The 22,754-nt window shown below is 73.8% G+C and carries 20 protein-coding genes and 2 tRNA genes; 11 read left to right on the top strand and 11 right to left on the bottom strand.

What is annotated here, in order from left to right:
• From ACFQ9Z_RS10280 to ACFQ9Z_RS10270, 3 genes are read right to left on the bottom strand one after another with little or no spacing between them, the layout of a single operon-like run.
• On the bottom strand, window positions 1-492 hold the full coding sequence (locus tag ACFQ9Z_RS10280; RefSeq protein WP_383013855.1) for a hypothetical protein: 492 nt from the start codon (window positions 490-492) through the stop codon (window positions 1-3).
• A complete protein-coding gene (locus tag ACFQ9Z_RS10275; protein ID WP_383013852.1) occupies window positions 489-1,127 on the bottom strand; it encodes an RNA polymerase sigma factor in 639 nt (212 codons plus the stop codon). The genes ACFQ9Z_RS10280 and ACFQ9Z_RS10275 overlap by 4 nt, the downstream gene beginning before the upstream one ends.
• The gene (locus ACFQ9Z_RS10270; protein ID WP_383013849.1) at window positions 1,124-2,548 is read right to left on the bottom strand and encodes a S8/S53 family peptidase; all 1,425 of its coding nucleotides are present in this window, start codon (window positions 2,546-2,548) and stop codon (window positions 1,124-1,126) included. The genes ACFQ9Z_RS10275 and ACFQ9Z_RS10270 overlap by 4 nt, the downstream gene beginning before the upstream one ends.
• 137 nt (window positions 2,549-2,685) lie before the next feature.
• On the opposite strand from ACFQ9Z_RS10270, the gene ACFQ9Z_RS10265 reads away from it, so the two are divergent.
• Window positions 2,686-5,298 carry a CHAT domain-containing protein gene (locus tag ACFQ9Z_RS10265; protein ID WP_383013844.1) on the top strand — a complete coding sequence of 871 codons (2,613 nt, stop codon included), beginning with the start codon at window positions 2,686-2,688 and terminating at the stop codon, window positions 5,296-5,298.
• A gap of 274 nt (window positions 5,299-5,572) precedes the next feature.
• On the opposite strand, the gene ACFQ9Z_RS10260 is transcribed toward ACFQ9Z_RS10265, so the two are convergent.
• Entirely contained in the window at window positions 5,573-7,357 is a 1,785-nt protein-coding gene (locus ACFQ9Z_RS10260) for a LuxR C-terminal-related transcriptional regulator (RefSeq protein WP_383013837.1), read from the bottom strand.
• Between the two features lie 484 nt (window positions 7,358-7,841).
• On the opposite strand from ACFQ9Z_RS10260, the gene ACFQ9Z_RS10255 reads away from it, so the two are divergent.
• The gene (locus ACFQ9Z_RS10255) at window positions 7,842-8,687 is read left to right on the top strand and encodes a hypothetical protein (protein ID WP_383013835.1); all 846 of its coding nucleotides are present in this window, start codon (window positions 7,842-7,844) and stop codon (window positions 8,685-8,687) included.
• Between the two features lie 168 nt (window positions 8,688-8,855).
• On the opposite strand, the gene ACFQ9Z_RS10250 is transcribed toward ACFQ9Z_RS10255, so the two are convergent.
• Window positions 8,856-8,929: transfer RNA gene (locus ACFQ9Z_RS10250), tRNA-Pro, on the bottom strand.
• A gap of 215 nt (window positions 8,930-9,144) precedes the next feature.
• Between ACFQ9Z_RS10250 and ACFQ9Z_RS10245 the strand changes: the two genes are divergently transcribed.
• The 3 genes from ACFQ9Z_RS10245 to ACFQ9Z_RS10235 all read left to right on the top strand — a co-directional run bounded on the left by ACFQ9Z_RS10245 (window position 9,145) and on the right by ACFQ9Z_RS10235 (window position 11,885).
• Window positions 9,145-9,489 carry a cupin domain-containing protein gene (locus ACFQ9Z_RS10245; RefSeq protein ID WP_383013832.1) on the top strand — a complete coding sequence of 115 codons (345 nt, stop codon included), beginning with the start codon at window positions 9,145-9,147 and terminating at the stop codon, window positions 9,487-9,489.
• A 135-nt stretch (window positions 9,490-9,624) separates the two neighbouring features.
• On the top strand, window positions 9,625-10,803 hold the full coding sequence (locus tag ACFQ9Z_RS10240; RefSeq protein WP_383013829.1) for a Gfo/Idh/MocA family protein: 1,179 nt from the start codon (window positions 9,625-9,627) through the stop codon (window positions 10,801-10,803).
• A gap of 77 nt (window positions 10,804-10,880) precedes the next feature.
• Complete coding sequence (locus tag ACFQ9Z_RS10235; protein ID WP_383013826.1) at window positions 10,881-11,885, top strand: Gfo/Idh/MocA family oxidoreductase; 1,005 nt, start codon at window positions 10,881-10,883, stop codon at window positions 11,883-11,885.
• 46 nt (window positions 11,886-11,931) lie between these two features.
• Here ACFQ9Z_RS10235 and ACFQ9Z_RS10230 read toward each other — a convergent pair whose 3' ends face one another.
• The 4 genes from ACFQ9Z_RS10230 to ACFQ9Z_RS10215 all read right to left on the bottom strand — a co-directional run bounded on the left by ACFQ9Z_RS10230 (window position 11,932) and on the right by ACFQ9Z_RS10215 (window position 15,316).
• Window positions 11,932-12,219 (bottom strand): hypothetical protein, encoded by a 288-nt coding sequence (locus ACFQ9Z_RS10230; RefSeq protein ID WP_383013822.1) that lies wholly within the window; start codon window positions 12,217-12,219, stop codon window positions 11,932-11,934.
• Window positions 12,220-12,302: 83 nt separating this feature from the next.
• Window positions 12,303-13,214 carry an ATP-binding cassette domain-containing protein gene (locus ACFQ9Z_RS10225; RefSeq protein ID WP_383013819.1) on the bottom strand — a complete coding sequence of 304 codons (912 nt, stop codon included), beginning with the start codon at window positions 13,212-13,214 and terminating at the stop codon, window positions 12,303-12,305.
• A gap of 6 nt (window positions 13,215-13,220) precedes the next feature.
• Window positions 13,221-14,297 (bottom strand): ABC transporter permease, encoded by a 1,077-nt coding sequence (locus ACFQ9Z_RS10220; RefSeq protein WP_383013816.1) that lies wholly within the window; start codon window positions 14,295-14,297, stop codon window positions 13,221-13,223.
• Window positions 14,297-15,316: a sugar ABC transporter substrate-binding protein gene (locus tag ACFQ9Z_RS10215; protein ID WP_383013813.1), complete on the bottom strand. Its 1,020-nt coding sequence runs from the start codon at window positions 15,314-15,316 to the stop codon at window positions 14,297-14,299. The genes ACFQ9Z_RS10220 and ACFQ9Z_RS10215 overlap by 1 nt, the downstream gene beginning before the upstream one ends.
• A gap of 301 nt (window positions 15,317-15,617) precedes the next feature.
• On the opposite strand from ACFQ9Z_RS10215, the gene ACFQ9Z_RS10210 reads away from it, so the two are divergent.
• From ACFQ9Z_RS10210 to ACFQ9Z_RS10195, 4 genes are all read left to right on the top strand, one after another.
• Window positions 15,618-16,931, top strand: coding sequence for an ABC transporter substrate-binding protein (locus tag ACFQ9Z_RS10210; RefSeq protein ID WP_383013810.1), 1,314 nt, complete (start codon window positions 15,618-15,620; stop codon window positions 16,929-16,931).
• Between the two features lie 8 nt (window positions 16,932-16,939).
• A complete protein-coding gene (locus ACFQ9Z_RS10205) occupies window positions 16,940-17,920 on the top strand; it encodes a carbohydrate ABC transporter permease (RefSeq protein WP_383013807.1) in 981 nt (326 codons plus the stop codon).
• Window positions 17,917-18,804, top strand: coding sequence for a carbohydrate ABC transporter permease (locus ACFQ9Z_RS10200; RefSeq protein WP_383013804.1), 888 nt, complete (start codon window positions 17,917-17,919; stop codon window positions 18,802-18,804). Before ACFQ9Z_RS10205 ends, ACFQ9Z_RS10200 begins: the two co-directional genes overlap by 4 nt.
• 165 nt (window positions 18,805-18,969) lie before the next feature.
• Window positions 18,970-20,367 (top strand): amino acid permease, encoded by a 1,398-nt coding sequence (locus tag ACFQ9Z_RS10195; protein ID WP_383013801.1) that lies wholly within the window; start codon window positions 18,970-18,972, stop codon window positions 20,365-20,367.
• A 98-nt stretch (window positions 20,368-20,465) separates the two neighbouring features.
• Here the strand turns inward: ACFQ9Z_RS10195 and ACFQ9Z_RS10190 are convergent.
• A tRNA-Pro gene (locus tag ACFQ9Z_RS10190) sits at window positions 20,466-20,539 on the bottom strand.
• Between the two features lie 105 nt (window positions 20,540-20,644).
• On the opposite strand from ACFQ9Z_RS10190, the gene ACFQ9Z_RS10185 reads away from it, so the two are divergent.
• Window positions 20,645-21,166, top strand: a complete 522-nt coding sequence (locus tag ACFQ9Z_RS10185) for a DUF309 domain-containing protein (RefSeq protein WP_383013798.1) — start codon at window positions 20,645-20,647, stop codon at window positions 21,164-21,166.
• A gap of 66 nt (window positions 21,167-21,232) precedes the next feature.
• Window positions 21,233-22,006, top strand: coding sequence for a precorrin-6A synthase (deacetylating) (cobF, locus tag ACFQ9Z_RS10180; protein ID WP_383013795.1), 774 nt, complete (start codon window positions 21,233-21,235; stop codon window positions 22,004-22,006).
• On the opposite strand, the gene ACFQ9Z_RS10175 is transcribed toward cobF, so the two are convergent.
• A complete protein-coding gene (locus tag ACFQ9Z_RS10175; RefSeq protein ID WP_383013792.1) occupies window positions 21,963-22,739 on the bottom strand; it encodes a cobalt-precorrin-6A reductase in 777 nt (258 codons plus the stop codon). The two genes, cobF and ACFQ9Z_RS10175, sit on opposite strands and share 44 nt — an antisense overlap.
• Window positions 22,740-22,754 lie beyond the last annotated feature (15 nt).

Below are 22,754 nucleotides of genomic sequence, written 5' to 3'. Positions count from 1 at the left end.
TCAGGCCCGCAGCCACTCCGTGACGACCACCTGGGCGCCGGTGCGCAGGCGCAGGGCGAACGGGCCGGTGGGCGGGGTGTCGCTGGTGAAGCGGCCCAGGGTGTCGACGGTGACCGGCCGGGCCGTCTGCGGGCCGCCCAGTACCTCGACGCGTGCCGGGCCCGGCGGCAGTACCTGGCCGATCAGGCCCTCACCGGTGACCTCGACGTCGACGATGAGGGCGCCCGCGCGGAAGGTCAGCATCCGGGGCGCGTCCGGCACTCCCCTGACGGGCAGCGCGTCCACCAGCGAGTCGAAGGTCAGCTCGGCGATGTCGGCGTCCAGGTCGTGCAGCGCGTAGGCGCCCAGGGCCAGTTGGCACAGCTCGGCCGGGACCGGGTCCAGCACGGCGGCCGCCTGGCGGAGTTCCTCCTCCAGCAGGGCGCCGTCGAACCCGGCGTCGTCGAGGCCCTCCTCCGGGAACCCGTCGTCGTAGTGCGCGCCGCCGCTCATGCCGCTCCCCGTTCGTCCATCCGGGCCCGCAGCCGGCGCAGACAGCGCTGGCGCAGCGGGCCGATGCTGCCGACCGCGATGCCGAGCGCGGCCGAGACCTCCAGATAGCTCGGCGGGGGCGAGGCCATCAGCACCCGCAGCAACTGCCGGCACCGCTCGCCGAGCGCCTCGAACTCCTGCCAGAGCCGGCGGATCCGCTCGGCCTGCGCGGCCTCCTCCTCGGAGTCGATCAGCGACTGCTCCGGCGTCCGTTCCTCACTGGCCCGGTCCAGCACCTGCGGGTCGTCCGTCAGCGTCAGCCGGGTCAGCCCCTTCAGCACCTTCAGGCATTCGTGCCGGGCCGTGCTGGCCAGCCAGGAGCCCGCCTTGTCGGGTTCCCGGAGGCGGTGCAGGTGCTGGGCGAAACGGAACCACGCGGTCTGGTAGACCTCGTGCGCGTCGGCGTCGGAGAGCCGGTGTGCGCGCACCACCGACCACACCAGCGGACTCAGTCCTTCCACCAGCGCCTTCCAGGCCGCCGCGTCGCCGTCGACAGCGGACCGGACCAGCGCGCCGACCTCTGTTCGGTCCACGGCTCCACCCCTCGTGTACGGCACGTCATCGTACGCCGTGGAGCGGAGCGTTCCGGCCCTCATACGGTCTGGACCGGGATCGCGACGGGGGTCGGTCGCCAGGTGGGCGGGCGGAGCACCGGCACGTGCGCCCCGCGCACCTCCGCGGACTCCGTGACCGAGCCGAGCAGTTGCGCCCTGGCCGCGCGCGGGTCGCGTTCCTTGTGCGCCGTCATGTGGGCGGCGACGAGCCCGGCGACGACCGGGGTGGCGAAGGAGGTGCCGCTCCACTGCGCGAGGCCGTCGAACACCACCTGGTCGGGTTTGCCGGCGCCGCTGTCCGGGGTCTCGCTCAGCACGCCCGAGTGCCGGGGGTACTGGCAGGTGCACACGTACTCGAAGCCGTACCGGCAGGAGTCGTAGGTGGAGTGCTGGTAGACGTAGGGCACGGGCGTGCGGAAACCGGTGAGGGCGCCGGTGAGGCGCTCGCCGGGGGCGTAGACCCGCACCCAGGGGCCGTGGTTGCTGAAGCAGGCGCCGGACTCGCCGTCCCCGCGCAGCGCGCCGACCGACAGCACGCAGTCCTCGTACTCGGGAAGGGCGGCGTAGGCGGCCGGCCAGAACGGGTTCCCACTGGCGTTGTTGCCGGCGGCGGCCACCAGCAGGGTGCCCTGCTCGCGCAGTTCCCGCATGAAGGCGTCGAGACCGAGCAGTCCGTCGGTGCGGCCGTTGGACGTGCCGGCCGACAGGCTGATGATGTCGGGCCAGCCTCCCTGGTCGACGGCATCGAAGAGTCTGGCGCCGAACTCCGACTCCAGGACGGCGCCCGCGTCGGCGAGCGTGCCCCGCACGGTGACGTCGGTGTTGGGCGCGACGGCGGCGACGATCCCGGCGATGAACGTGCCGTGTCCGACGTACTGCCGCAGCACGCCGTCGGGGCCGGTCTCGCTGACCTGCGGGTCGCCGGTGGTGTGCGCGAGCGGCGGGTAGGAGCCGTGGTCGTGCACCAGTCCGGTGTCGACGACGAGGACGCCGACGGCGGTGTCCGGGTCGTAGGGTGCGTCGGCCGGGGCCGGGTTGGGCGGTTCGCCGTGCGCCGCGGGGACAGGTTCGTCACCGGGGCAGGCGTTGACCGCGATGTGCACGACGTGGTTGCGGCTGACCAGGCGGCGGCCCTGGCGGCCCTCGGCCTCGCGCAGGGCGCCCAGGGCGTGCGGGACGACGTCCTCGCCGAGACCGGGGTCGCCGACCCGGATCCGGGTGATGCCGGTGCGGTTGGCCGCCGGGCCGGTCCGGCGCACGTGGTCCGGGACCAGGCCCCGGGTGTCGGTGAAGTGACGGCGCACGGTGTCCTCGACCAGCCGCGCCTCCTCACCGTCGCGGGCGAGGACGACACCCTTCTCGTAGAGGAACTCCGCGGCGTCGTCCGGTCCCATCGCCAGCGCGGTGCCGGGCATCGCGCGCTGGATGTGGCCGAACTGCTCGTGGAATCGCTGAGGTGCCATGGTGTGTCCTCCCCCTCGGGACGGTGTCCGACAGTCAGAGTCGCCCGACGGCCCATTGATACAGCCGGCCGGCGCGGCCGGTACGGTGCTCGGTGACAACGGCGAACCCGTGGGACGGGTTTGCGCAGGCCACTACCATGCGAGGGGTGACAGCGGGAAGCGAGCCGGTCCTCGAACTGCTGCCCTTGGTGTTCGCCGACCCCGGCGAGGCCCGGGCGCGCGCGGAACACGTGCTGCACACCGGCCCGCCGCCGCTGCACGCCAGCGTCGCGCACCAGGTGCTCGGCATCTGGCAGCGGGACTTCGGCGATCTGCGGATCGCCCTCAGGCACCTGCGCCGGGCCCGTGACCTGGCCGCGCGGGCCGAGTCGGCGGAGCGTGAGGCGGACGTGCTGGCGACACTGGGGGTCGCACTGGTGCACGCGGGGCGCACGCGGCAGGGACTGGCCTCGTTCGAGCAGGGGGTCGCGCGGGGCAGCGGACACACCAGGGCCCGGGTGCGCTACCGGCGGGCCTATGTGTGGTGGGTGCTGGGGCATCACCGGGAGGCGCTTGAGGACGTGCGCCGGGCGCTGCCGGCCCTGCGGCAGGCCGGTGACGGCATCTGGACGGCGCGGGCGCTGACGCTGCGGGCCACCGTGCACCTGGCGCTCGGCGCGGTGGACCGGGCGGTCGCGGACTTCACGGCGGCGGAGCGGCTGTGGGACACCACCGGCCAGGAGCACGACAAGGCGGACGCGGTGGAGAGCCGGGGCCTCGCCGCGTTCCGCTCCGGGGACATCCCGGCCGCGCTGCGCCTGCTGGACGAGGCGGAGGAGCGGTACGCCAAGCTCGGCACGCCCACCTTCATGCTGTCGGTGCGGCGCTGCGAGGTGCTGATGGCCGCCGGGCTCGCGCCCGAGGCGCTCGCCGAGGCGGACACCGCGATCGCGCTGCTTGACCGGATCGGCGGGCAGTCCACGCGCAAGGCCGAGCTGCTGCTGGCCGCGGCGCGCGCCGCGCGCTCGGCCGGCAAGGCGGACGTCGCCACCGACCGTGCCGCCCAGGCGGTACGGCTGTTCGCCAGGCAGCGGCGCACCTGGTGGGAGACGCACGCCCGGCTGGTGCTGACCGAGGCGCGGGCGGCGGCGGGGCCCGGCTCGGGCCGGCTGGTCGCGGACGCGGCCCGGGTCGCCGAGCGGCTGGCCTCCTTCGGTTCGCCCGCCGCGCCGGAGGCCTCGCTGCTCGCCGGGCGGATCGCGCTGGCGCTGGGCCGGACGGCGGACGCGGAGCGGCATCTGGCGGCCGCCGCCCGCAGCAGGCACTCCGGTCCGCCGCCGGCCCGGGTGACGGGCTGGGTGGCGCAGGCCCTGCGCGCCCGGGCGGCGGGTTCCGGGCGCGGCGTGCTGCAGGCCTGCCGGCGGGGGCTGGCGGTGCTCGACGACCACCGGATGACCCTGGGCGCCTCCGAGCTGCGGGCCCGTGTCACCGCGCAGGGGGCGGAACTGGCCGCGCTCGCCCAGGAGGTGGGCCTGGCGCAGGGCGGTCCGCGACGGCTGCTGGAGTGGAGCGAGCGCTGGCGGGCGACCGTGCTGGCCGCGCCGCCCGCCCGGCCGCCGGCCGACCCGGCGCTGCTCGGCGGGATCACCGCCTACCGGGAGATAGCGGCCCGCGCCGACGAGGCGCGGATGGAGGGCCGGCCGGTGCCCGCCCTGGAGCGCGAACAGCGGCGGCTGGAGAGGGAGATCCGCTCCCGCACCCACCACATGCGCGGTGACGCGCCCGGCGACGGCGGCCGCTTCGACACGGCCCGGCTGCTGGAGCGTCTCGGGGACGCGCGGCTGGTCGAACTCGCCGTGGTGGACGGCCGGGTGCACATCCTGCTGTGCGGGCAGGGCCGGGTCCGCCGGTTCGCGGGCGGGCCGCTCGCGGAGGCGGTGGCCGAGGCGGAGCACGTGCAGGCCGGGCTGCGCCGGCTGGCGCACCCGGGCGGCGAGGCGCGGCTGCCGCTGGTGGAGGCGGCCGGCCGGCGCCTGGAGGAACTGCTGCTGGGCGGTGCCGCGGCGCGTCTCGGGTCCGGTCCGGTGGTGATCGTGCCGCCGGGCGCGCTGCACCGCGTGCCGTGGGCGCTGCTGCCGGCGCTGCGGGAGCGGGTGCTCAGTGTGTCGCCGTCGGCGGGCAGTTGGCTGCGGGCGCGGGAGACCGCGCCGCCGGGCGGCGGCCGGCATGTGCTGGTGCGCGGCCCGGGCCTGGCCACGGGCGGCGCGGAGGTGCCCGAACTGGCGGGCCGGTACGGCGACGCGACGGTGCTGGAGGGGCCTCGGGCGCAGGTGCCCCGGGTGCTGGAGCACCTGGACGGCGCCGCCCTCGCGCATCTCGCCGCGCACGGCACGTTCCGTGCGGACAGTCCGCTGTTCTCCGCGCTGCGGATGGCGGACGGCCCGCTGATCGTCCACGACTTCGAGCGCCTGGCCCGCAGCCCGTACCGGATCATCCTGTCGAGCTGCGACACCGCCCGGCTCGCCTCGGTGGGCGCCGACGAACTGCTGGGCCTGGTCACCGCTTTGCTGCCGCTGGGCACGGCCGGGGTGGTGGCGAGCAGCGCACCGGTCAACGACGCGGCCGTGGTGCCGCTGATGCTGGCCCTGCACAAGGGCCTCGACGCGGGCCTCTCCCTCGCCGAGGCCCTGCGCGACGCCCGCGCCGCCCAGCCGGGCGACGCGGTCCACCAGGCGACGGGGTGGGCGTTCGCGGCGTTCGGGGCTGCCTGACAGGACGGCCGCGGGGGCCGGTGCGGAGGCCGTACGAGTTGTGACGGCCGTCAGGACGACCGGGCCGGGAGCGCGTGCGCCGTTCGGAGGGGGACCGCACGCGGTACGGGCCCCCTCAGGTCAGGGGACGGGCGTTCGGGGCGGCCTGAGAGGACGACCGCCCCGGGGGGACCGGCGCGGTGGTCGGACGAGTCGTGACGGCCATGAGGGCGACCGGGCCGGGAGCGCGTGCGCCGTTCGGAGGGGGCCCGCACGCGGTACGGGCCCCCTCAGGTCAGGCGGGTTCCGCCGTGGCGGCGTCCGTGAGCCACGGCAGGGCTGTGCGGTCGCCGGCGCCGAGGCGGGCGTACGCGCCGTAGAGGTGGTTGCCGACGGTCCGGACGGAGAGCGTCAGCCGCTCGGCGATCTGCCGGTTGCTCATACCGGACGCGGCGAGGGCGACGATCTGCCGTTGCCGCGCGGTGAGTTCGCCGAGGACGAGTCCGGCGAGCGCCGGCGTGCGGGCGCCCTGGCAGCGGTGGGCCAGCGCCAGCGCCCGGGTGCGGGAGAGACGGGCGGCGCGCGGGTCGCGGTGGACCGGTACGGCCTGCGCGTGCGCCTCGGCCGCGAACAGCAGGAAGCCGCGCTCCGCCAGCGCCTCGGCGGACCGGTCGAGGGCGGGGCCGTCGCCGCGGGCGAGCGCGTCGGCGTGCCGGGCGAACACACCGTCGCCCGTCAGCCGCCCGGCGACCCGCTCCGGCGCCCCGAGCCGCACGGCGTCGTACAGCGCGAGCACCTCGTCCCCGGCGATCCGGTCCAGGGCGCCGTCGAGGTCGCCGCCGGCCGCCGCGGCCCACACCCCGGTGCCCGTGACGTCGCCGGACTGACATGCCGCTAAGTCGAGTTCGACGCGGCAGCCGGTGTCCTCCGGCGCCGCGCGCAGGCCTTCGCGCGCCCAGGCGGCCGCCTCGCGCAGTTCTCCGCGCAGCCGGGCGTACCGGGCGCGCACGGCGGCGTATCCGCCCGGGACCGGCAGCCCCTCGGACAGCAGCCAGTCCCCGACCGGTGTCGGCACGGCCCGCACGTCGTGCCGCTCCAGCCGGCGTTCCAGCGCCGCCCGTTCGACCGCCAGGGCGGGTTCGCACCGGTCCGGGGTGCGGGCCAGCCGGCGGGCCTGCAGGGGGCCCGCGGTGGCGCGCAGGGCCGGGCCGTGCAGTGGGTGGGCGAGGCGGACCGAGCCGTGGCCGTCGACGGCGATCAGCCCCTCCCGCTCGAGCCGTTCGAGGACCTCCGGGCCGAGGCCGTGGAGGGCGAGCGGCAGGGGCTCGGCGAAGGCGAGCCGGTACAGGGTCTCGCGCTCGTCGGCGTCGGACCGGTCGAGGACGTCGGCCAGGCGCTCCCGGACGGCCGCGGTGACCGGGACCGGACCGCGCCACGCCCATCCGCCGCCCCCCGGCAGCCGGATCAGGGCACGGGAGCCGCGCAGCGCGCCCAGCAGGTCCCGCAGCAGCCGCAGATCGCCCTGGCACAACCGGTGCAGGCGGCTCATGGTGAGCGCTTCGAGGCCGGCCGTGGCGAGGAGCCGGTCGGTGTCCTCACGGGGCAGCGGCGGCAACGGCAGGCGCGGCAGCAACTCCCCCGTCCACAGCCGGGAGACCGCGCCGGGCACGGGCACGCCGTCGGTGGCGGTCACCGCCAGCCGGGTGCCGCCCTGCACGGCGAGCTGGTGCACGAGCGCGGCGGAGGCCTCGTCGAGCAGATGGGCGTCGTCGACGACGAGGAGGCGTACGCCGGAAAGGAGCCGCACCGCGCGGTGCAGCGAGACGGTGTCGGGCAGCAGGTGCGCGAAGGCCGCGAAGCGCAGGCCGCGGGTCCCGGGAGTGCCGGTAACCCGGGCGCAGTCCAGGCCCCGGGCGGCTTCCGTGATCAGCCGGGTCTTGCCCCGGCCGGGCGGTCCGGTCACCACGACGCCGGGCCGCCCGCCCGACAACGCCCGGCGCACCAGGCCCAGTTCGTCCTCGCGCCCGGTGAACGGCCAAGGGAGTTCCAGCGTCTTCGCGTCCTGATCGTGAGTCGTCACACGAACAGGAGCGCGCCTGCTCAGGTCTGATACACGACGACTTGAGTACCCCCCGACTCAGGCGCCCGGACCGCCGGGTACGGCACTCTGTCGGTCCAGGCCACATCCGGGCACCGGGGGGAGCGGTCGGGGGACGTCGCCTTCGGGGGAGGGAGACGTCCTCCGGCCTCGCCGTCGCGCCCGGGGGGGCGGCTCGTGCCCCGGTCCGCCGAGCGGCCCCGCCGCTCGGCCACCGTCCCGAGGCGCGTCCTCATTTCCTGCCCGTTCGTCGGATTCCCTTTCCCGGAGTGTCGATCGGGCGTACCACGACGTCGAGAGGACGTCCGTACGGCGGACCGGCGCGGGGCCGGCATGGAGCGAGGGGGCGGCGCGGGGCCGGCACGGAGCCACCGCGGGGGTCACCCGAACGCCACGCTGTGCTCGTCCACCGGCCGGGCCGGTGCTGATGTGGAGGGACGTACCGCGCTCCGAGGAGGCCGCCGCGATGGACCGTCCGTCCCGCCCCGCACGTGTTCTCGCCTCGGCGCTGGCGACGGGGACCCTGCTCGTCACCGCCGCCTGCGCCGACGGCACCGGGACCCCGGAGGCTGCGCCGGTCTCCCCGGCGGCGGAGCAGTCCCCGGCCTCGCCGTCCCCGGCCTCCCCGTCGCCGTCGTCCCCCTCCCCGTGGCCCACGCGGGCGCTGACCACCGGCGGGGCGCAGGCCGCGCTGATCACCCGGGCCGACCTCGGGGACGCGTGGAACCAGGTGAACAACGCGGCGAGCTGGCGCGACAAGCTCCTGGCCGGCAAGGTCGACGTCGCCTCGTTCCTGAACGGCAGGACCGGGTCCCAGGACTGCCAGAAGCTGCTGGACAGCCTGTACTCGGACACCCTGCTGGGCCGGCCGGTGGGAGCGTCGGCGCTCACCGGCTTCACGCACGGCGACGCCCGGCTGCTGTACCAGGTGGGCGACTACGGCAAGGGCTCGCTGGAGAAGTCCCTGGACTGGATGAAGAGCCTGGCGCAGACCTGCGGCCACTTCACCGTGACCGGCTCGGACGGCGGCAAGCGGACGGTGCGGGTCGTGAGCAGTCCGCTGCCCGCCGTGGGGGACGGCCGGCAGGGGCTCACCCTCACCGTGCAGGGCACCTCCGGCGGTGCGCCCGTCACGCTCGACCTGGACGTGGCCGCCGTACGGGCCGGCTCCTCCGGGATCGTGGTCACCAACGGCGGCCCGTCCGGCGTCGACCACGCCGCCACACAGACGGCGGTACGGCAGGGCGCCCAGCGTCTGCAGCAGGTGCTCGCCGGGAAGACGCCGTCCCCGACCGCGACCGCGACGGGCTGACGGCCCCCGGCGCCCCTGCCCGGCCCGGTCCACACGTGGCTGTGACGGTGACGTGGGAACGCCGGGCCTGGGCCGGAGCCCCGGCCACGCGGCACATCCGCCGGAGAAACGGCCGAGGGCCGGTCCCGGATCGCTCCGAAACCGGCCCTGAGCCGCGACTCGTATGAGTCGGGACGACAGGATTTGAACCTGCGACCCCTTGACCCCCAGTCAAGTGCGCTACCAAGCTGCGCCACGTCCCGTTGCCCTCCCACGCGGGCGCTCCCGCGTGATCACGCAGGTCAACCCTACCGCACCCGGGCGGACGCTCGCGCCCGCCCCGTCGCCCGGCCCGGGCGGCCGGTGCGGCCCGGGCGGCGCCGGCCGCGGACGGCGCGACGAAGTGTCCGTCCGCGGGGACCGATGCCGCACACACTGTCCACGGCGGCGCGACGGCCGCCCTGGCTAGGGTCGCCGCATGACGCACAGCTTCGCTCTCCACGTCCCCGACGCCGACCTCGAACCCGAGCCCCTGGACCCGGAGCAGATCGTCTCCGGGAACCCGGAGGTGACGGGCAGGGTGGTGTGGGAGTCGGCGGACGGCCGGCAGATCCGCGGTGTCTGGCAGATCACGCCGGGCGTGGTCACCGACACCGAGGCGGACGAGCTGTTCGTGGTGGTCAGCGGATCGGCGACGATCGAGGTCGAGGGCGGTCCCACGCTGCGGGTGGGCCCCGGCGACCTGGCCGTGCTGCGTGCGGGCGACCGCACGACGTGGACCGTGCACGAGACGCTCCGCAAGGCCTACGCGATCACTCTGTGAGGGAGGCCGCCCGGCGGGGCCGGCTCCGCCGGTCCGGCCGACACGTGCGCCGGCCCGGTTGACACGCTCACCATGTCCGCACAAAGGTGATCCGGACAGGGTTGAGCCGGGCCGGGCATGAGCAGAGGTGCCTTCATGGTGGACGCACTCGGGGTCGCCGTCGTCGGTTTCGGCTGGATGGGCCGGGTGCACACCCGGGCGTACGCCCGGGTCGGCCACCACTATCCGCAACTGCCGCTCCGCCCCGAGCTGCTGACGGTCGCCGAGGAGGTGCCGGGCCGGGCCGAGGAGGCCGCCGCCCGCTTCGGATTCGCCCGTGCCACCCGCGACTGGCGTGAGGTGGCCGCCGATCCGCGGGTGCGGGCCGTGAGCGTCACCGTGCCGAACTTCCTGCACCGGGAGATCGGGGTGGCGATGGCGGAGGCGGGCAAGCACCTGTGGATCGAGAAGCCGGTGGGGCTGACCGGTGCTGACGCCCGGGCTGTCGCCGACGCGGTCGCGGGGGCGGGTGTCCAGGGCGCGGTCGGCTTCAACTACCGCAACGCGCCCGCCGTGGAGGCCGCCCGCGACCTGATCGCGGGCGGGGAGCTCGGCACGGTCACCCACGCCCGGTTCCGGCTGTTCAGCGACTACGCCGCCCACCCCGACGCTGCCCTGACCTGGCGTTACGAGCGGTCCCGCGGCGGCAGCGGAGTCCTCGGCGACCTGGCCTCGCACGGCGCCGACCTGGCCCGCTTCCTGCTCGGCGACATCGCCTCCCTCAGCGCCGACACGGCCGTCTTCGTGCCCGTGCGGGCCCGCCCGGCGGGCGCCACCGCCGGGCACGCGCGGGCCCTGGGCGGTGAGCCGGGGCCGGTCGAGAACGAGGACTACGCCGGCTGCCTGCTGCGGTTCGCCTCGGGCGCCCGCGGGGTGCTCGAGGCCTGCCGGGTCTCGGTCGGCGAGCAGAACAACTACGGTTTCGAGGTGCACGGCACCCGGGGCGCGGTCTCCTGGGACTTCCGCAGGATGAACGAACTGGCGGTGAGCCGCGGCACGACGTACCAGGACCAGCCGGTGAGCACCGTGTACGTCGGGCCGGGCGCGGGCGAGTTCGCCGCGTTCCAGCCGAGCGCGGCCAACGCGATGGGCTACGACGACCTGAAGGTCGTCGAGGCCTACCGCTTCCTGCGCTCCGTCGCGGAGGGCAGGCCGTACGGCGCCACCCTCGCGGACGCGGTGCACGGTGCCGCGGTGCTCGACGCCATGGTGCTGTCGGCCGGGACCCGCAGGTGGGTCGATCTGCCTCCCGGACCACCGGGCGGCCCGGGTTGAGACGGAACGCGCACCGGGCGGCCCCGCCCGGCACGCCCCCGCACCACCGCACCACCGCACTAAGGAGCCAGAGCCTCATGCGCATCGGAATCCTCGGTCTGGGCCGCATCGGCGCCTTCCACGCGGCGACCCTCTCGGGTCTGGACGTGGTCGAGTCGCTCGTCGTCGCCGACCCGTTCCCGGCCGCGGCGAAGGCCGCCGCCGAGCGGTTCGGCGCCCGGATCGCGGACTCGCCGGAAGCGCTGCTCGCAGCCGGCGTTGACGGCCTGGTCGTCGCGGCGGCGACGGACGCCCATCCGGCGCTGATCCGGGCCGGGGTGACGGCCGGCGTCCCGGTCTTCTGCGAGAAGCCGGTGGCCCGCACCATGGCGCAGGGTCTGGAGGTGCTCAAGGCCCTCCGGGGTGCGGAGGTGCCGGTGCAGATCGGCTACCACCGCCGGTTCGACGCGGGGTTCACGGCCGCCCGCGCGGCCGTGCGCGGCGGTGAGCTGGGCAGGCTGCACACCGTCCGCTGCACGACGCTGGACCCGGCGCCGCCGCCCGCCGCGTACGTCGCCGCCTCCGGGGGCATCTTCCGCGACTGCTCCGTGCACGACTTCGACGTCATCCGCTGGGTGACCGGCCGCGAGGTCGCCGAGGTGTACGCGGCCGGCGGCAACCGGGGCGCCGCCCACATCCGGGAGGCGGGCGACGCGGACACCACCGGCGCGATCCTCACCCTGGACGACGGCACGCTCGCGGTGGTCTCCAACTCCCGTCACAACGGCCGGGGTCACGACGTCCGCATGGAGTTGCTCGGCTTCGAGGACTCCCTCTCGGTGGGCCTGGAGGACAGACTGCCGCTGCGGTCGGCCGAGCCCGGGGCGACCTTCCCGTCCGGCCCCCCGCACGGCTTCTTCATGGACCGCTTCGCCGCCGCCTACCGTGCCGAACTCGCCGCGTTCACCGAGGTGGTGGCCGGTGCCCGCCCCTCCGCTTGCACGGTCGAGGACGCCCTGGAGGCGGGCTGGATCGCCGAGGCGTGCGCCCTGTCCCTGCGCGAGCACCGCCCGGTGACGCTAGCGGAGGCACGGGCCCTCTGAGGGCGCGGCGCCGCCCGGCCCGGCCGGCGGAGCAGGTCCGCGCCGCTCAGAGGCAGTAGCGGACCAGCCACTCGTCGGGGTCGAAGGCGTCCCGCGCGGGGTCCCTCGGCGCGGCGGGGAGCGTCTCCACGGTGTCCTCGGGCCGGACCCGCTCCGGCAGCGTGCCGAACCGGGCACGGCGCGCGGTCGCGGCCGTGTCCGGCTCCCGGTGCGCCGTCCGCCGCCCGCCGCTCCCGTCCGGCCGGTGCGCCCGGTTGGGGTCGTGCGCGTCGTTCGGCTCGTGCGGCCGGTCCGGGTCGTGCGCGTCGTTGGGCTCGTGCGTCTCGTTCGTCAACTCGGTCTCCCCGTGTGCTCGTACGGACCCGTACGTCCTCATGAACGCACGGGAGCGGTCCGTCGTTCCGCGTGCCGGCGCCGTCAGCCGCCCGCCTCCGGGGCGCCGGCCGTCGGGGCGGTGCGGTCCCCCGCCTCCGGCAGCCCGTCGACGTCCACCCCGCGCACCTGCGCCAGTTCGTGCTTCAGCACGGCGAGCTCGGCGCCGCCCGCCATGTGGTCGGTCAGCTCCTCCGGGGTGATCTCGGCGCGGGCGGCGCTGAGTTCGAGGGTGCCGAGGCGCAGCACGCTGAAGTGGTCGCCGACCATGTAGGCGTGGTGCGGGTTGTGGGTGATGAAGATGACCCCGAGCCCGCGGTCGCGGGCGGCGGCGATGTACTTGAGGACCACGCCCGACTGCCTGACGCCCAGGGCCGCCGTCGGCTCGTCCAGGATGAGCACCCGGGCGCCGAAGTGGACGGCCCGGGCGATGGCCACGCACTGGCGCTGGCCGCCGGACAGGGTGCCGACGGGCTGCTCCAGGTCGTCCAGGACGATGCCCATGTCGCGCAGTTCCCGGTCGCAGGTCGCCTTCATGCGGGCGATGTCCAGGCGCCGCACCGGCCAGGGCCCCTTGGTCTGCTCGGAGCCGAGGAAGAAGTTCCGCCACACCGGCATGAGGGGGACGGTGGCGAGGTCCTGGTAGACGGCGGCGATGCCGCGGTCGAGGGCCTCGCGCGGGGTGCCGAAGCGCACCGGGCGGCCGTCCACCAGGAACTCGCCCTCGGTGTGCCGGTGCAGCCCGGACACTATCTTGATGAGGGTGGACTTTCCGGCGCCGTTGTCGCCGAGGACGCAGGTCACCCGGCCCGCGTGCACGCTGAGGTCGACGCCGTGCAGGGCGCGGACGTTGCCGTAGGACTTGCCCGCGCCGCGCAGTTCGACGATCGGGCCGTCCGCGGCGGGCGCGGTGTCCCGCCGGGCCGTGCCGGTGGTTCCGGTTCCGTTCGTGGTCATGGGAGGTCACCTCCGGGTGGCCGTGCGCCGGACCCACAGATTGATCAGGACGGCGCCGAGCAGCATGACGCCGAGGAAGGCCTTGAACCAGTCGGGGTTCCAGCCGGCGAAGACGATGCCCTGATTCACCATGCCGAACATGAAGGCGCCGAAGACGGGCCCGATCGCCGTGCCGTGGCCGCCGGTGAGCAGACAGCCGCCGATGACGGCCGCGGAGATGTAGATCAGCTCCTGGCCGACGCCCTCGCCGGACTGCACGGTGTTGAAGGAGAACAGGTTGTGCATGCCGGTGAACCAGGCGCCGAGGCCGACCAGCATGAAGAGGGTGATCTTGGTGAAGGTGACCGGGACGCCGACGGCCCGGGCGCTCTGCGCGCTGCCGCCGACGGCGAAGACCCAGTTGCCGTACCTGGTGCGCAGCAGCAGCCAGGTGGCGAGGGCCGCGAAGGCGAGCCAGTAGAGCACGGTGGTCTTCACCTGGACGCCGCCGATGCCGACGGAGGAGGCGAAGATCCTCTTGGCCTGGCCGAAGCCGTCCATGTCGCTGATGTCGTCGGTGGCGACGTTGTCGGTGACCAGCTTGGTGACGGCGAGGTTGACGCCCTGGAGGATCAGGAAGGTGCCGAGGGTGACCAGGAAGCTCGGCAGCCCGGTCTTCGTCACCATCCAGCCGTTGAGCGCCCCGACGCCCAGCGACAGCACCAGGGCGACGACGACTCCGGTCCACACGTTCACCGTGAGCTGGTAGCTGAGCATGCTCGCGGTGAGCGCGGAGCTGATCACGGCGACGCCCGCGGACAGGTCGAACTCGCCGCCGATCATCAACAGGGCCACGGGGATCGCCATGATGCCGATGGTGGAGGACTGGTAGAGGACCGTGGCCATCGAGCTGCCCTGGCGGAGCGAGGGCGCCGCGATCAGGAAGAAGACGAGTACCGCGAGGGCGCCCAGGAGGACGCCCACCTCCGGGCGGGCCAGCAGCCGCAGCACCAGCGGGCGCCGCGCGGTGCGGCCGTCGCCGGCGGTGGGGCCGGGCGCCGGCGCCGGCTCCGTGGCCGGCCCGGCGTGCGGTGTCACGCTCATCAGCGGGTGCCCTTCGCGGCGAACTCGGCGACCTTGTCGACGTTGGACCTGTCGACGAACGCCGGACCGGTCAGCACCGGCTGCTCGCCGCCGCCGCTGTAGTTGCCGTTGGTCCTGTACAGCCACAGGGAGTCGATCGCCAGGTAGCCCTGGAGGTAGGGCTGCTGGTCGACGGCGAACTGGATGGTGCCCTTCTTGACGGCGGCGGTGAGGTTCTTGTTCAGGTCGAAGGTGGCGATCCGGGCCTTGCTGCCCGCGTCGTCCACCGACTGCACGGCGGTCAGGGCGAAGGGCGCGCCCAGCGTGACCACGTGGTCGATGGACTTGTCCTGCTTCAGCTTGGCCGTGATCGTCGACTTCACGGACGGCATGTCGGCGCCGTTCACGTACAGGTTCTCGGTCGTGCCGGAGAACGTCCTCCGCAGTCCGTCGCAGCGCTGGGTGAGGCCGATGTTGCCCTGTTCCTGGATGACGCACACGGCCTTCTCGGCCCCGACCTCGTTCAGCTTCTTGCCGAACGCCTCGCCGGCGACCGTCTCGTCCTGCCCGAAGAACTGCAGCAGGCCGAGCTTCTTCCAGTCGCTGAGACCGGAGTTCAGTCCGACGACGGGGATGCCGGCCGCACCCGCCTTGCCGACGACGTCCTTCATGGCGTCCGGCTTGGCGAGGGTGACGGCGATGCCGTCGACCTTCTGGTCGACGGCGTTCTGGACGAGTCCGGCCTGCCGGCCGGCGTCGGGGTCGTGGGAGTAGACGAGCTTGATGTTGTCCTTGGCGGCGGCCGCCTCGGCGCCCTTGCGGACGATGTCCCAGAAGGTGTCGCCCGGCGACTGGTGGGTGACCAGGGCGACGGTCATCCGGGGGGTGTTCGCCTTGCCCGCGGAGGCGCCCGAACCGCCCTCCTCGGCCTTCTTCCCCCCGGACCCGCTGGAGCAGCCGGCGAGGGTGAGGGCTGCCGCGGCGGCCACGGCCACGACGGGGACCAGGCGGCGGGAGCGGAAGTGAGCGGAGCGGTCCATCGTTCGTGCACCTCACTGTGCTACGGGGACAGGACGCTGTTGCGCTGGCACGCGATCCAACCCCCCTGCGGAGTCCGCTGTCAATACTTTGTCAAGACATCACTTCAAGGCGCCCGTTCGGCCGCGGTCACGTTTCGGGCAAGAGAACCGCCGGTGCGAGCGGGACCTATTGACGCCGGGCGGAGGTGGGGCTGTCATTACGCCCACGCTGTTCGGTCGAGTTGATTTCTGAGCGGTTTCGAGGACCTGTCGGTGATCGACTCATCCCCTTGGCCGGACCCCGCAATCCTCAGGAGCCGCCATGCGCCTCTCCCCCTCCGCCCCCGCCGTCCCCGGGCCCAGCCGTCGCTCGCTGCTGCGCGGAGCGGGCGGTACCGCGCTCCTCGCCGGTGCGGGCGCACCCCTGCTGTCCGCCTGCGGCGGCAGCGGCTCGGCCGCCGACCCGAAGACCGTCACCCTCGGCTCCAACGCCTCCGACGCCGTGCCGAAGAAGGCGTTCGCGGAGATCTACGCGACCTTCAGAAAACGGTCGGGCATCACGGTCGACGTGAACACCAAGGACCACAACACCTTCCAGGAGCAGATCAACTCCTACCTCCAGGGCACCCCGGACGACGTGTTCAACTGGTTCGCCGGCTACCGCATGCAGTTCTTCGCGGCGAAGAAGCTGGCGACGCCGATCGACGACGTGTGGGCGAAGATCGAGGGCAACTTCCCCGAGGCGATGAGGAAGCTCAGCAAGGGCGAGGACGGCAAGTACTACTTCGTGCCGCTGTACACCTACCCCTGGGCGCTCTTCTACCGCAGGAGCCTCTTCCAGCGGCACGGCTACGAGATACCCACCACCTGGGACCAGTTGGTCGCCCTGTGCAAGCGGATGAAGAAGGACGGCCTGGTCCCGATCGCCTTCGGCGACAAGGACGCCTGGCCGGCGATGGGCACCTTCGACCAGATCAACTTCCGGCTCAACGGCTACGACTTCCACGTCGAGCTGATGGCCGGCAAGGCGTCCTGGACCGACGCGAAGGTGAAGGCCGTCTTCGACCACTGGAGCGAGCTGCTCCCCTACCACCAGGACGGCGCCATGGGCCGCACCTGGCAGGACGCCGCGCAGACCCTGGTGGCCAAGAAGGCCGGCATGTACCTCCTCGGCTCGTTCGTGGGCCAGCAGTTCACGGCCAAGGCGGACCTGGACGACCTCGACTTCTTCGCCTTCCCCGAGATCAACCCCGCCTACGGCCAGGACACCGTCGAGGCGCCGACCGACGGCTTCATGGTCAGCAGGTCCCCGAAGAACCACGCGGGCGTGGTGAAGCTGCTGGAGTACCTCGGCACCCCGCAGGCGGAGGCGGTCTACCTCAAGGCCGACTCCAGCATGGTGGCCGCCTCCAGCAAGGCCGACACCTCCTCGTACACCGCGCTGCAGAAGAAGGCGTACACGATGATCAGCGGCGCCAAGAGCCTCACCCAGTTCATGGACCGCGACAGCCGGCCGGACTTCACCTCCACGGTGATGCAGCCCGCGCTGCAGAAGTTCGTCCAGAACCCCAAGGGCGTGGACGGCCTGCTGTCGTCGATCGAGCGCCAGAAGAAGACCATCTTCACGTCCTCGTGAGCGGCCCGATGACCACCGACACGACGACGATGACACCGGAGGCGGCCGCCGTGCCGCCTCCGGGCGCCGCACCCGGGACGACGCGGGCCGCCCGGGGCCACCGGCGCCTGCTGACCCGCCGCGACCGGATCACGCTCGCCTTCATGGCGGGCGTCCCCACGGTCCTGCACGTGGCCCTGGTCTGGGTCACCGCGCTCGCCTCGGTCCTCCTCGCCTTCACCACCTGGGACGGCATCGGGTTCGACTCGATCCGGTGGGTGGGGCTGGAGAACTTCAAGCAGCTCTTCAGCGACAACCCGCAGTTCTGGCCCGCCGTCCAGCACAACGTCATCTGGTTCGCGGTCCTGATCCTCCTCCCGACGCCGTTCGGGCTGTTCCTGGCCGTGCAGCTGGACAAGCGGATCCGGTTCAGCCGGGTCTACCAGACCGCGTTCTTCCTGCCGGTCGTCATCTCGATGGCGTGCATCGGGTTCGTCTGGCAGCTCGTCTACAACCCGGACACCGGCCTGATCAACAGCATCGCCGGGGCCAACGAGCCCGGCCACTACATCGACTGGATCGGCGACCCCGACCTCAATCTGTGGGCGGTGCTCGTCGCCGCGTCCTGGCGGCACACCGGCTACATGATGATCCTCTACCTGGCCGGCCTGAAGAGCGTCGACCCGTCCCTGCGGGAGGCGTCCGCGCTGGACGGCGCGGGCGAGTGGCAGTCGTTCCGGCACGTCGTCTTCCCGACCCTGCGCCCGACCAACACGGTCGTCCTGGTCGTCACCGTCATCGAGTCGCTGCGCGCCTTCGACCTGGTCTTCGTCTTCAACAAGGGCGCGCAGGGCACCGAGCTGCTGTCCATCCTGGTGACCAACAACATCATCGGCGAGTCGAGCCGCATCGGTTACGGCTCCGCCATCGCGGTGGTCCTGCTGGTCGTCTCCCTCGCGGTGATCGTCCCGTACCTGGTGGCCACCTTCCGGAAGGAGCGGCGATCGTGAGCGCCCCCACCGCCGCGCTCAGGCGGCGCGCCCCCGTGCGCCCGGCCCGGGTCCTGCTGCACGTCTTCCTCTCGGTCACCGCCGTGGCGTGGCTGGCGCCCCTGCTGTGGGCGGTCTTCTCGGCCCTGCGCCCCTACAGCGAGACCAGCGCCAAGGGGTACGTGTCCTGGCCGGACAAGCTCGGCCTGGACAACTTCACCCACGCGTACCAGCAGTCGGACATGACGCACTACTTCGTCAACACGCTGTTCATCGCGGTGCCGGCGGTGCTGCTGACGCTGTTCCTGTCCTCGTGCGTCGCCTTCTACGTCAGCCGGTTCGACTTCCGGGTCAACCTGGCGCTGCTGCTGGTCTTCACGGCCGGCAACCTGCTCCCGCAGCAGGTCATCATCACGCCGCTGTACCGGATGTACCTGCTGACGGACCTGCCCGGCGTCACCGCGAGCGGCAAGCTCTACGACTCCGCGCTCGGCCTCGTCCTCGTCCACGTCGCGTTCCAGTCCGGGTTCTGCGCGTTCGTGCTGAGCAACTACATGCGCTCGCTGCCGCACGAGCTGACCGAGGCGGCGCTGGTCGACGGCGCCTCGGTGTGGCGGCTGTACTGGCAGATCACGCTGCCGCTGTGCAAGCCGGCGATGGCGGCGCTGGCGACCCTGCTGTCGATCTGGATCTACAACGACTTCTTCTGGGCCCTGGTGCTGATCTCCACCGGTGAGAACATGCCGATCACCTCGGCCCTGAACAACCTCTCCGGCCAGTACTTCACCGACCCCAACCTGGTCGCCGCCGGCGCCCTGCTCACCGCCGTCCCCACCCTGATCGTCTACTTCGCGCTGCAGCGCCAGTTCGTCAGCGGTCTGACCCTGGGCTCCGGCAAGGGCTGACGGACGTCTCGCGGTACGAAGGCGTCACACGAGCACTTTTTTCATCATCGAACGGGTTCAACGAGATAAAAAGCGGCGATTTTGCGTCAGGTCGGGGCATCCCCGACCATGGCTGGGTCCCCGGCGATCCCGGGAGCACCCGTTCGACGAGAGGCACACCCACCCATGCACGTCACCGGGACCGCTGCGCGGCCGGCTCCGGCCCCCTCGGGAACCCACCCCGTTCCCGCCGAGGACCCGAACGGCGACACCGGACGGCACGCCCGCCGCTTCGGACTGCCCGTCGCCACCGCGCTGGTCATGGGCAACATCATCGGCGGGGGCATCTTCCTGCTCCCCGCCTCCGTCGCCCCCTACGGCACCGTCAGCCTGGTCGCCTTCGGCGTCCTGACCGTCGGCGCCATCGCACTCGCCCTGGTCTTCGGCCGGCTCGCCGAACGCGACCCGCGCACCGGCGGCCCCTACGTCTACGCCCGCGAGGCCTTCGGCGACTTCGCCGGCTTCCTCGCCGCCTGGGCGTACTGGATCACCACCTGGGTGTCGAACGCCGCGCTCGCCGTCGCCGCGGTCGGCTACCTCGACGTGCTGGTCCCGGTGGGCGACCACCGCTGGAGCGCGTGTCTCGCGGCCCTGACGCTGCAGTGGCTGCCCGCGCTCGCCAACTTCGCCGGCACCCGCTACGTGGGCGCCGTGCAGCTCGTCTCCACCGTGCTGAAGTTCGTACCGCTGCTGCTGGTCGCGGTCGGCGGGCTGTTCTTCTTCGACCCGGCGAAGCTCGGGCCGTTCAACGCCACCGGCGGCGGTGCGATCGGCGCGGTGTCCGCGTGCGCCGCCCTGCTGCTCTTCTCCTACCTCGGGGTGGAGTCCGCCGCCGTCAGCGCGGGCGAGGTCAGGGACGCCCGCCGCAACGTGGGGCGGGCCACCGTGATCGGCACGGCCGGCGCGGCCCTGGTGTACCTGCTGGGCACCCTGGCGGTCTTCGGCACGGTCGGGCACGGGCGTCTGGTGGCGTCCACCGCGCCGTTCTCGGACGCCGTGAACGCCATGTTCGGCGGGAGCTGGGGCGGCTGGGCCGTGGCCCTCGCCGCGCTGGTGTCGATGACCGGCTGCCTCAACGGCTGGACGCTGCTGAGCGCCCAGACCCCTTACGCCGCCGCACGCGACGGCCTGTTCCCGGCCGCCTTCGCGCGCCGCCGCCGGGGCGTGCCCACCGTCGGAGTCGGTGTCACCGTCGTCCTCGCCTCGCTGCTCACCGTGTACAACTACACGGCGGGCTCCGCGAAGGTCTTCGACATGCTGGTGCTCGTCACCACGTTCACCGCGACCGTGCCGTACCTGCTGGCCACCGCGGCCCAGGTGTTCCACCTGGTCTCCGGCCGGCGCGAGTCGGTCGACCGGGCGCGGCTGCTGCGGGACGCCGTGGTCACCGCGGTGGCGGCCGCCTTCTCGATGTGGCTCGTCGCGGGCGCCGGCTACGCGGCGGTGTACCAGGGGGTGCTGTTCCTGTTCGCCGGGATCGTCGTCTACGCGGTGATGGCGGCCCGGCGGCAGCGCCCGGCCTGACCGGGCCGCGACGGGCGGACACGCGTCCGGGGCCCGGACACGGCGAAGGGGTCGAACGAGACTGCTCTCGAACGACCCCTGACCTGCGTCTTCGCAAGTCGGGACGACAGGATTTGAACCTGCGACCCCTTGACCCCCAGTCAAGTGCGCTACCAAGCTGCGCCACGTCCCGGTGCGCTCACTCACGGTGACCCGCGTGATCGCGCGAACAGCACTTTACCCCACGCACCGGGGTGCGCCGAAGAGGCCCCGGGCCGCGACCGGGACAATGGGCCGTATGACAGACGCGGACACGACGGCGGGACGGCCGGCGGACGGCCGGGACCGGGACGCGGACGGGCGGGCGCGCAACGCCCGGCCCCGGGACGGGCTGGGCCGGCCGCTGCCGTACGGGACGGCGGGGGTCGAGCGGCAGCCGGAAGGAGTCGTGCGGACCGCCGCCGGGACGGTCGCCGAGGCGCAGGCGCTGCTGGACGCGGGCCGGCCGTTCCACGCCCACGAGGTGTTCGAGGACGCCTGGAAGTCGGGGCCCGCGGACGAGCGGACGCTGTGGCGGGGCCTCGCCCAGCTCGCCGTGGGGCTCACGCACGCCGCCCGGGGCAACGTCACCGGCGGGGCGCGGCTGCTGCGGCGGGGTGCGGGCGCGGTCGAGGAGTGGGAGGCAGCGCGGGGCGAGGACCGGCCCTACGGGATCGATCTGGCCGGGCTCGCCGCGTGGGCGCGGGAGCTGGCCGGGCGGGTGGAGAGCGGGCCGGAGCCCGTCGACGCGGCCGCCGAGGCGCCGCGGCTGACGTCCTGACCGCCTCCGCACGGCCGTCGCGGAGGCGGTGGGATCACCGTCGGCGGCATGCGGCAGACTCGGGGCGTGCGAAAGATTCATGTCATCGGTATCGGTGCGGGCGACCCCGACCAGCTGACCCTCCAGGCGGTCAAGGCGCTGCGCGGCACGGACGTGTTCTTCCTGCTGGACAAGGGCGAGGTGAAGAGCGACCTCACCGGGCTCCGCCGGGACATGCTCGACGCGCACCTGCCCGAGGGCGGCTACCGGGTGGTGACCGCACGTGACCCGGAGCGGGACCGCACGGCGGGCGGGACCTCGTACTCCCCGGCCGTGGAGGACTGGCGCGTCGCGCGCGCGGACATCTACGAGCGGCTGATCACCGACGAGCTGGGCGAGGACGGCACCGGCGCGTTCCTGGTGTGGGGGGACCCGTCGCTGTACGACAGCACGCTCGGCATCCTGCAGGAGGTGCTGGCCCGGGGCACGGTCGGGTTCGAGTACGACGTGGTGCCCGGCATCAGCAGCGTCTCCTCCCTGGTGGCCCGGCACCGCACGGGGCTGAACCGGGTGGCGCGTCCGGTGCAGATCACCACCGGTCGGCGGCTGGCCGAGGGCTTCCCGGAGGGGGTGGACGACGTGGTGGTGATGCTGGACGCGCACCAGGCCTTCCGGCGGTACGCCGGACAGGACATCGACATCTACTGGGGGGCGTACATAGGCACCCCGGACGAGATCCTCGTCTCCGGCCCGCTCGCCGAGGCCGGCCCGCGTATCGAGCGGGTGCGGGCGGAGGCGCGGGAGCGCAAGGGCTGGATCATGGACACGTATCTGCTCCGCCGGAACCCCGCGGAGAGCTGAGGCCCAGCCGCAGCAGCACGCCGGCCACGTCGGGCACCACCGTGGCCCCGGCCGGCGGTTCGGGGCGGCGTACGACGACCACGGGCAGCCCCAGGTCCCGTGCCGCGGTCAGTTTCGCGGCCGTCGCCGCGCCCCCGCTGTCCTTGGTGACCAGGACGTCGATCCGGTGGGTGCGCAGCAGGCGGGTCTCGTCGGCCACGGTGAAGGGGCCGCGGGCGAGGACCACCCGCGTGTCCGGCGGCAGCGGCGGCTCGGGCGGGTCGACCGAGCGTACGACGAAGCTCAGGTCCGTGAGGTGGCGGAAGGCGGCGAGACCGAGGCGCCCGGTGCTGAGGAACACCCGTCGGCCCAGGCCGGGCAGCGCCTCGGCGGCCGCGTCGAGCGAGCGGACGGAGTGCCATCGGTCGCCGGGTCCCGGCGACCAGCCGGGGCGGCGCAGCACCAGGGCGCGTGTCCCGGTGGCCGCCGCCGCGCGGACCGCGTTGGCCGTGATCGTCTCGGCGAAGGGGTGGGTGGCGTCGACCAGCACGTCCACCCGGTGCGCGCGCAGCCAGTCGGCGAGACCCCCGGGCCCGCCGAAACCGCCGGTCCGCACCTCGCCCGCCACCGGGGCCGGGCGGGCGACCCGGCCGGCCAGCGAGGTGGTGACCCGGACTCCGGGGCGCGCGGCGAGGTCCGCGGCGAGACGGCGGGCCTCGGTGGTGCCGCCGAGGACCAGGACGTGCTGCGACATGGGGACGAGCGTACG

The sequence above is a fragment of the Streptomyces sp. NPDC056580 genome, from assembly GCF_042793175.1.
Taxonomy (GTDB): domain Bacteria; phylum Actinomycetota; class Actinomycetes; order Streptomycetales; family Streptomycetaceae; genus Streptomyces.
The sequence above is the reverse complement of the archived record's forward strand: the minus strand, read 5'-3'. Positions and strand labels throughout refer to the sequence as shown.

Bases quoted from the DNA above. Each gene is read 5' to 3' on its own strand.
- ACFQ9Z_RS10280 (WP_383013855.1), bottom strand. From the start codon at position 492: ATGAGCGGCGGCGCGCACTACGACGACGGGTTCCCGGAGGAGGGCCTC.
- ACFQ9Z_RS10275 (WP_383013852.1), bottom strand. From the start codon at position 1,127: ATGAGGGCCGGAACGCTCCGCTCCACGGCGTACGATGACGTGCCGTAC.
- ACFQ9Z_RS10270 (WP_383013849.1), bottom strand. From the start codon at position 2,548: ATGGCACCTCAGCGATTCCACGAGCAGTTCGGCCACATCCAGCGCGCG.
- ACFQ9Z_RS10265 (WP_383013844.1), top strand. From the start codon at position 2,686: ATGCGAGGGGTGACAGCGGGAAGCGAGCCGGTCCTCGAACTGCTGCCC.
- ACFQ9Z_RS10255 (WP_383013835.1), top strand. From the start codon at position 7,842: ATGGACCGTCCGTCCCGCCCCGCACGTGTTCTCGCCTCGGCGCTGGCG.
- ACFQ9Z_RS10245 (WP_383013832.1), top strand. From the start codon at position 9,145: ATGACGCACAGCTTCGCTCTCCACGTCCCCGACGCCGACCTCGAACCC.
- ACFQ9Z_RS10240 (WP_383013829.1), top strand. From the start codon at position 9,625: ATGGTGGACGCACTCGGGGTCGCCGTCGTCGGTTTCGGCTGGATGGGC.
- ACFQ9Z_RS10235 (WP_383013826.1), top strand. From the start codon at position 10,881: ATGCGCATCGGAATCCTCGGTCTGGGCCGCATCGGCGCCTTCCACGCG.
- ACFQ9Z_RS10225 (WP_383013819.1), bottom strand. From the start codon at position 13,214: ATGACCACGAACGGAACCGGAACCACCGGCACGGCCCGGCGGGACACC.
- ACFQ9Z_RS10220 (WP_383013816.1), bottom strand. From the start codon at position 14,297: ATGAGCGTGACACCGCACGCCGGGCCGGCCACGGAGCCGGCGCCGGCG.
- ACFQ9Z_RS10215 (WP_383013813.1), bottom strand. From the start codon at position 15,316: ATGGACCGCTCCGCTCACTTCCGCTCCCGCCGCCTGGTCCCCGTCGTG.
- ACFQ9Z_RS10210 (WP_383013810.1), top strand. From the start codon at position 15,618: ATGCGCCTCTCCCCCTCCGCCCCCGCCGTCCCCGGGCCCAGCCGTCGC.
- ACFQ9Z_RS10205 (WP_383013807.1), top strand. From the start codon at position 16,940: ATGACCACCGACACGACGACGATGACACCGGAGGCGGCCGCCGTGCCG.
- ACFQ9Z_RS10195 (WP_383013801.1), top strand. From the start codon at position 18,970: ATGCACGTCACCGGGACCGCTGCGCGGCCGGCTCCGGCCCCCTCGGGA.
- ACFQ9Z_RS10185 (WP_383013798.1), top strand. From the start codon at position 20,645: ATGACAGACGCGGACACGACGGCGGGACGGCCGGCGGACGGCCGGGAC.
- ACFQ9Z_RS10175 (WP_383013792.1), bottom strand. From the start codon at position 22,739: ATGTCGCAGCACGTCCTGGTCCTCGGCGGCACCACCGAGGCCCGCCGT.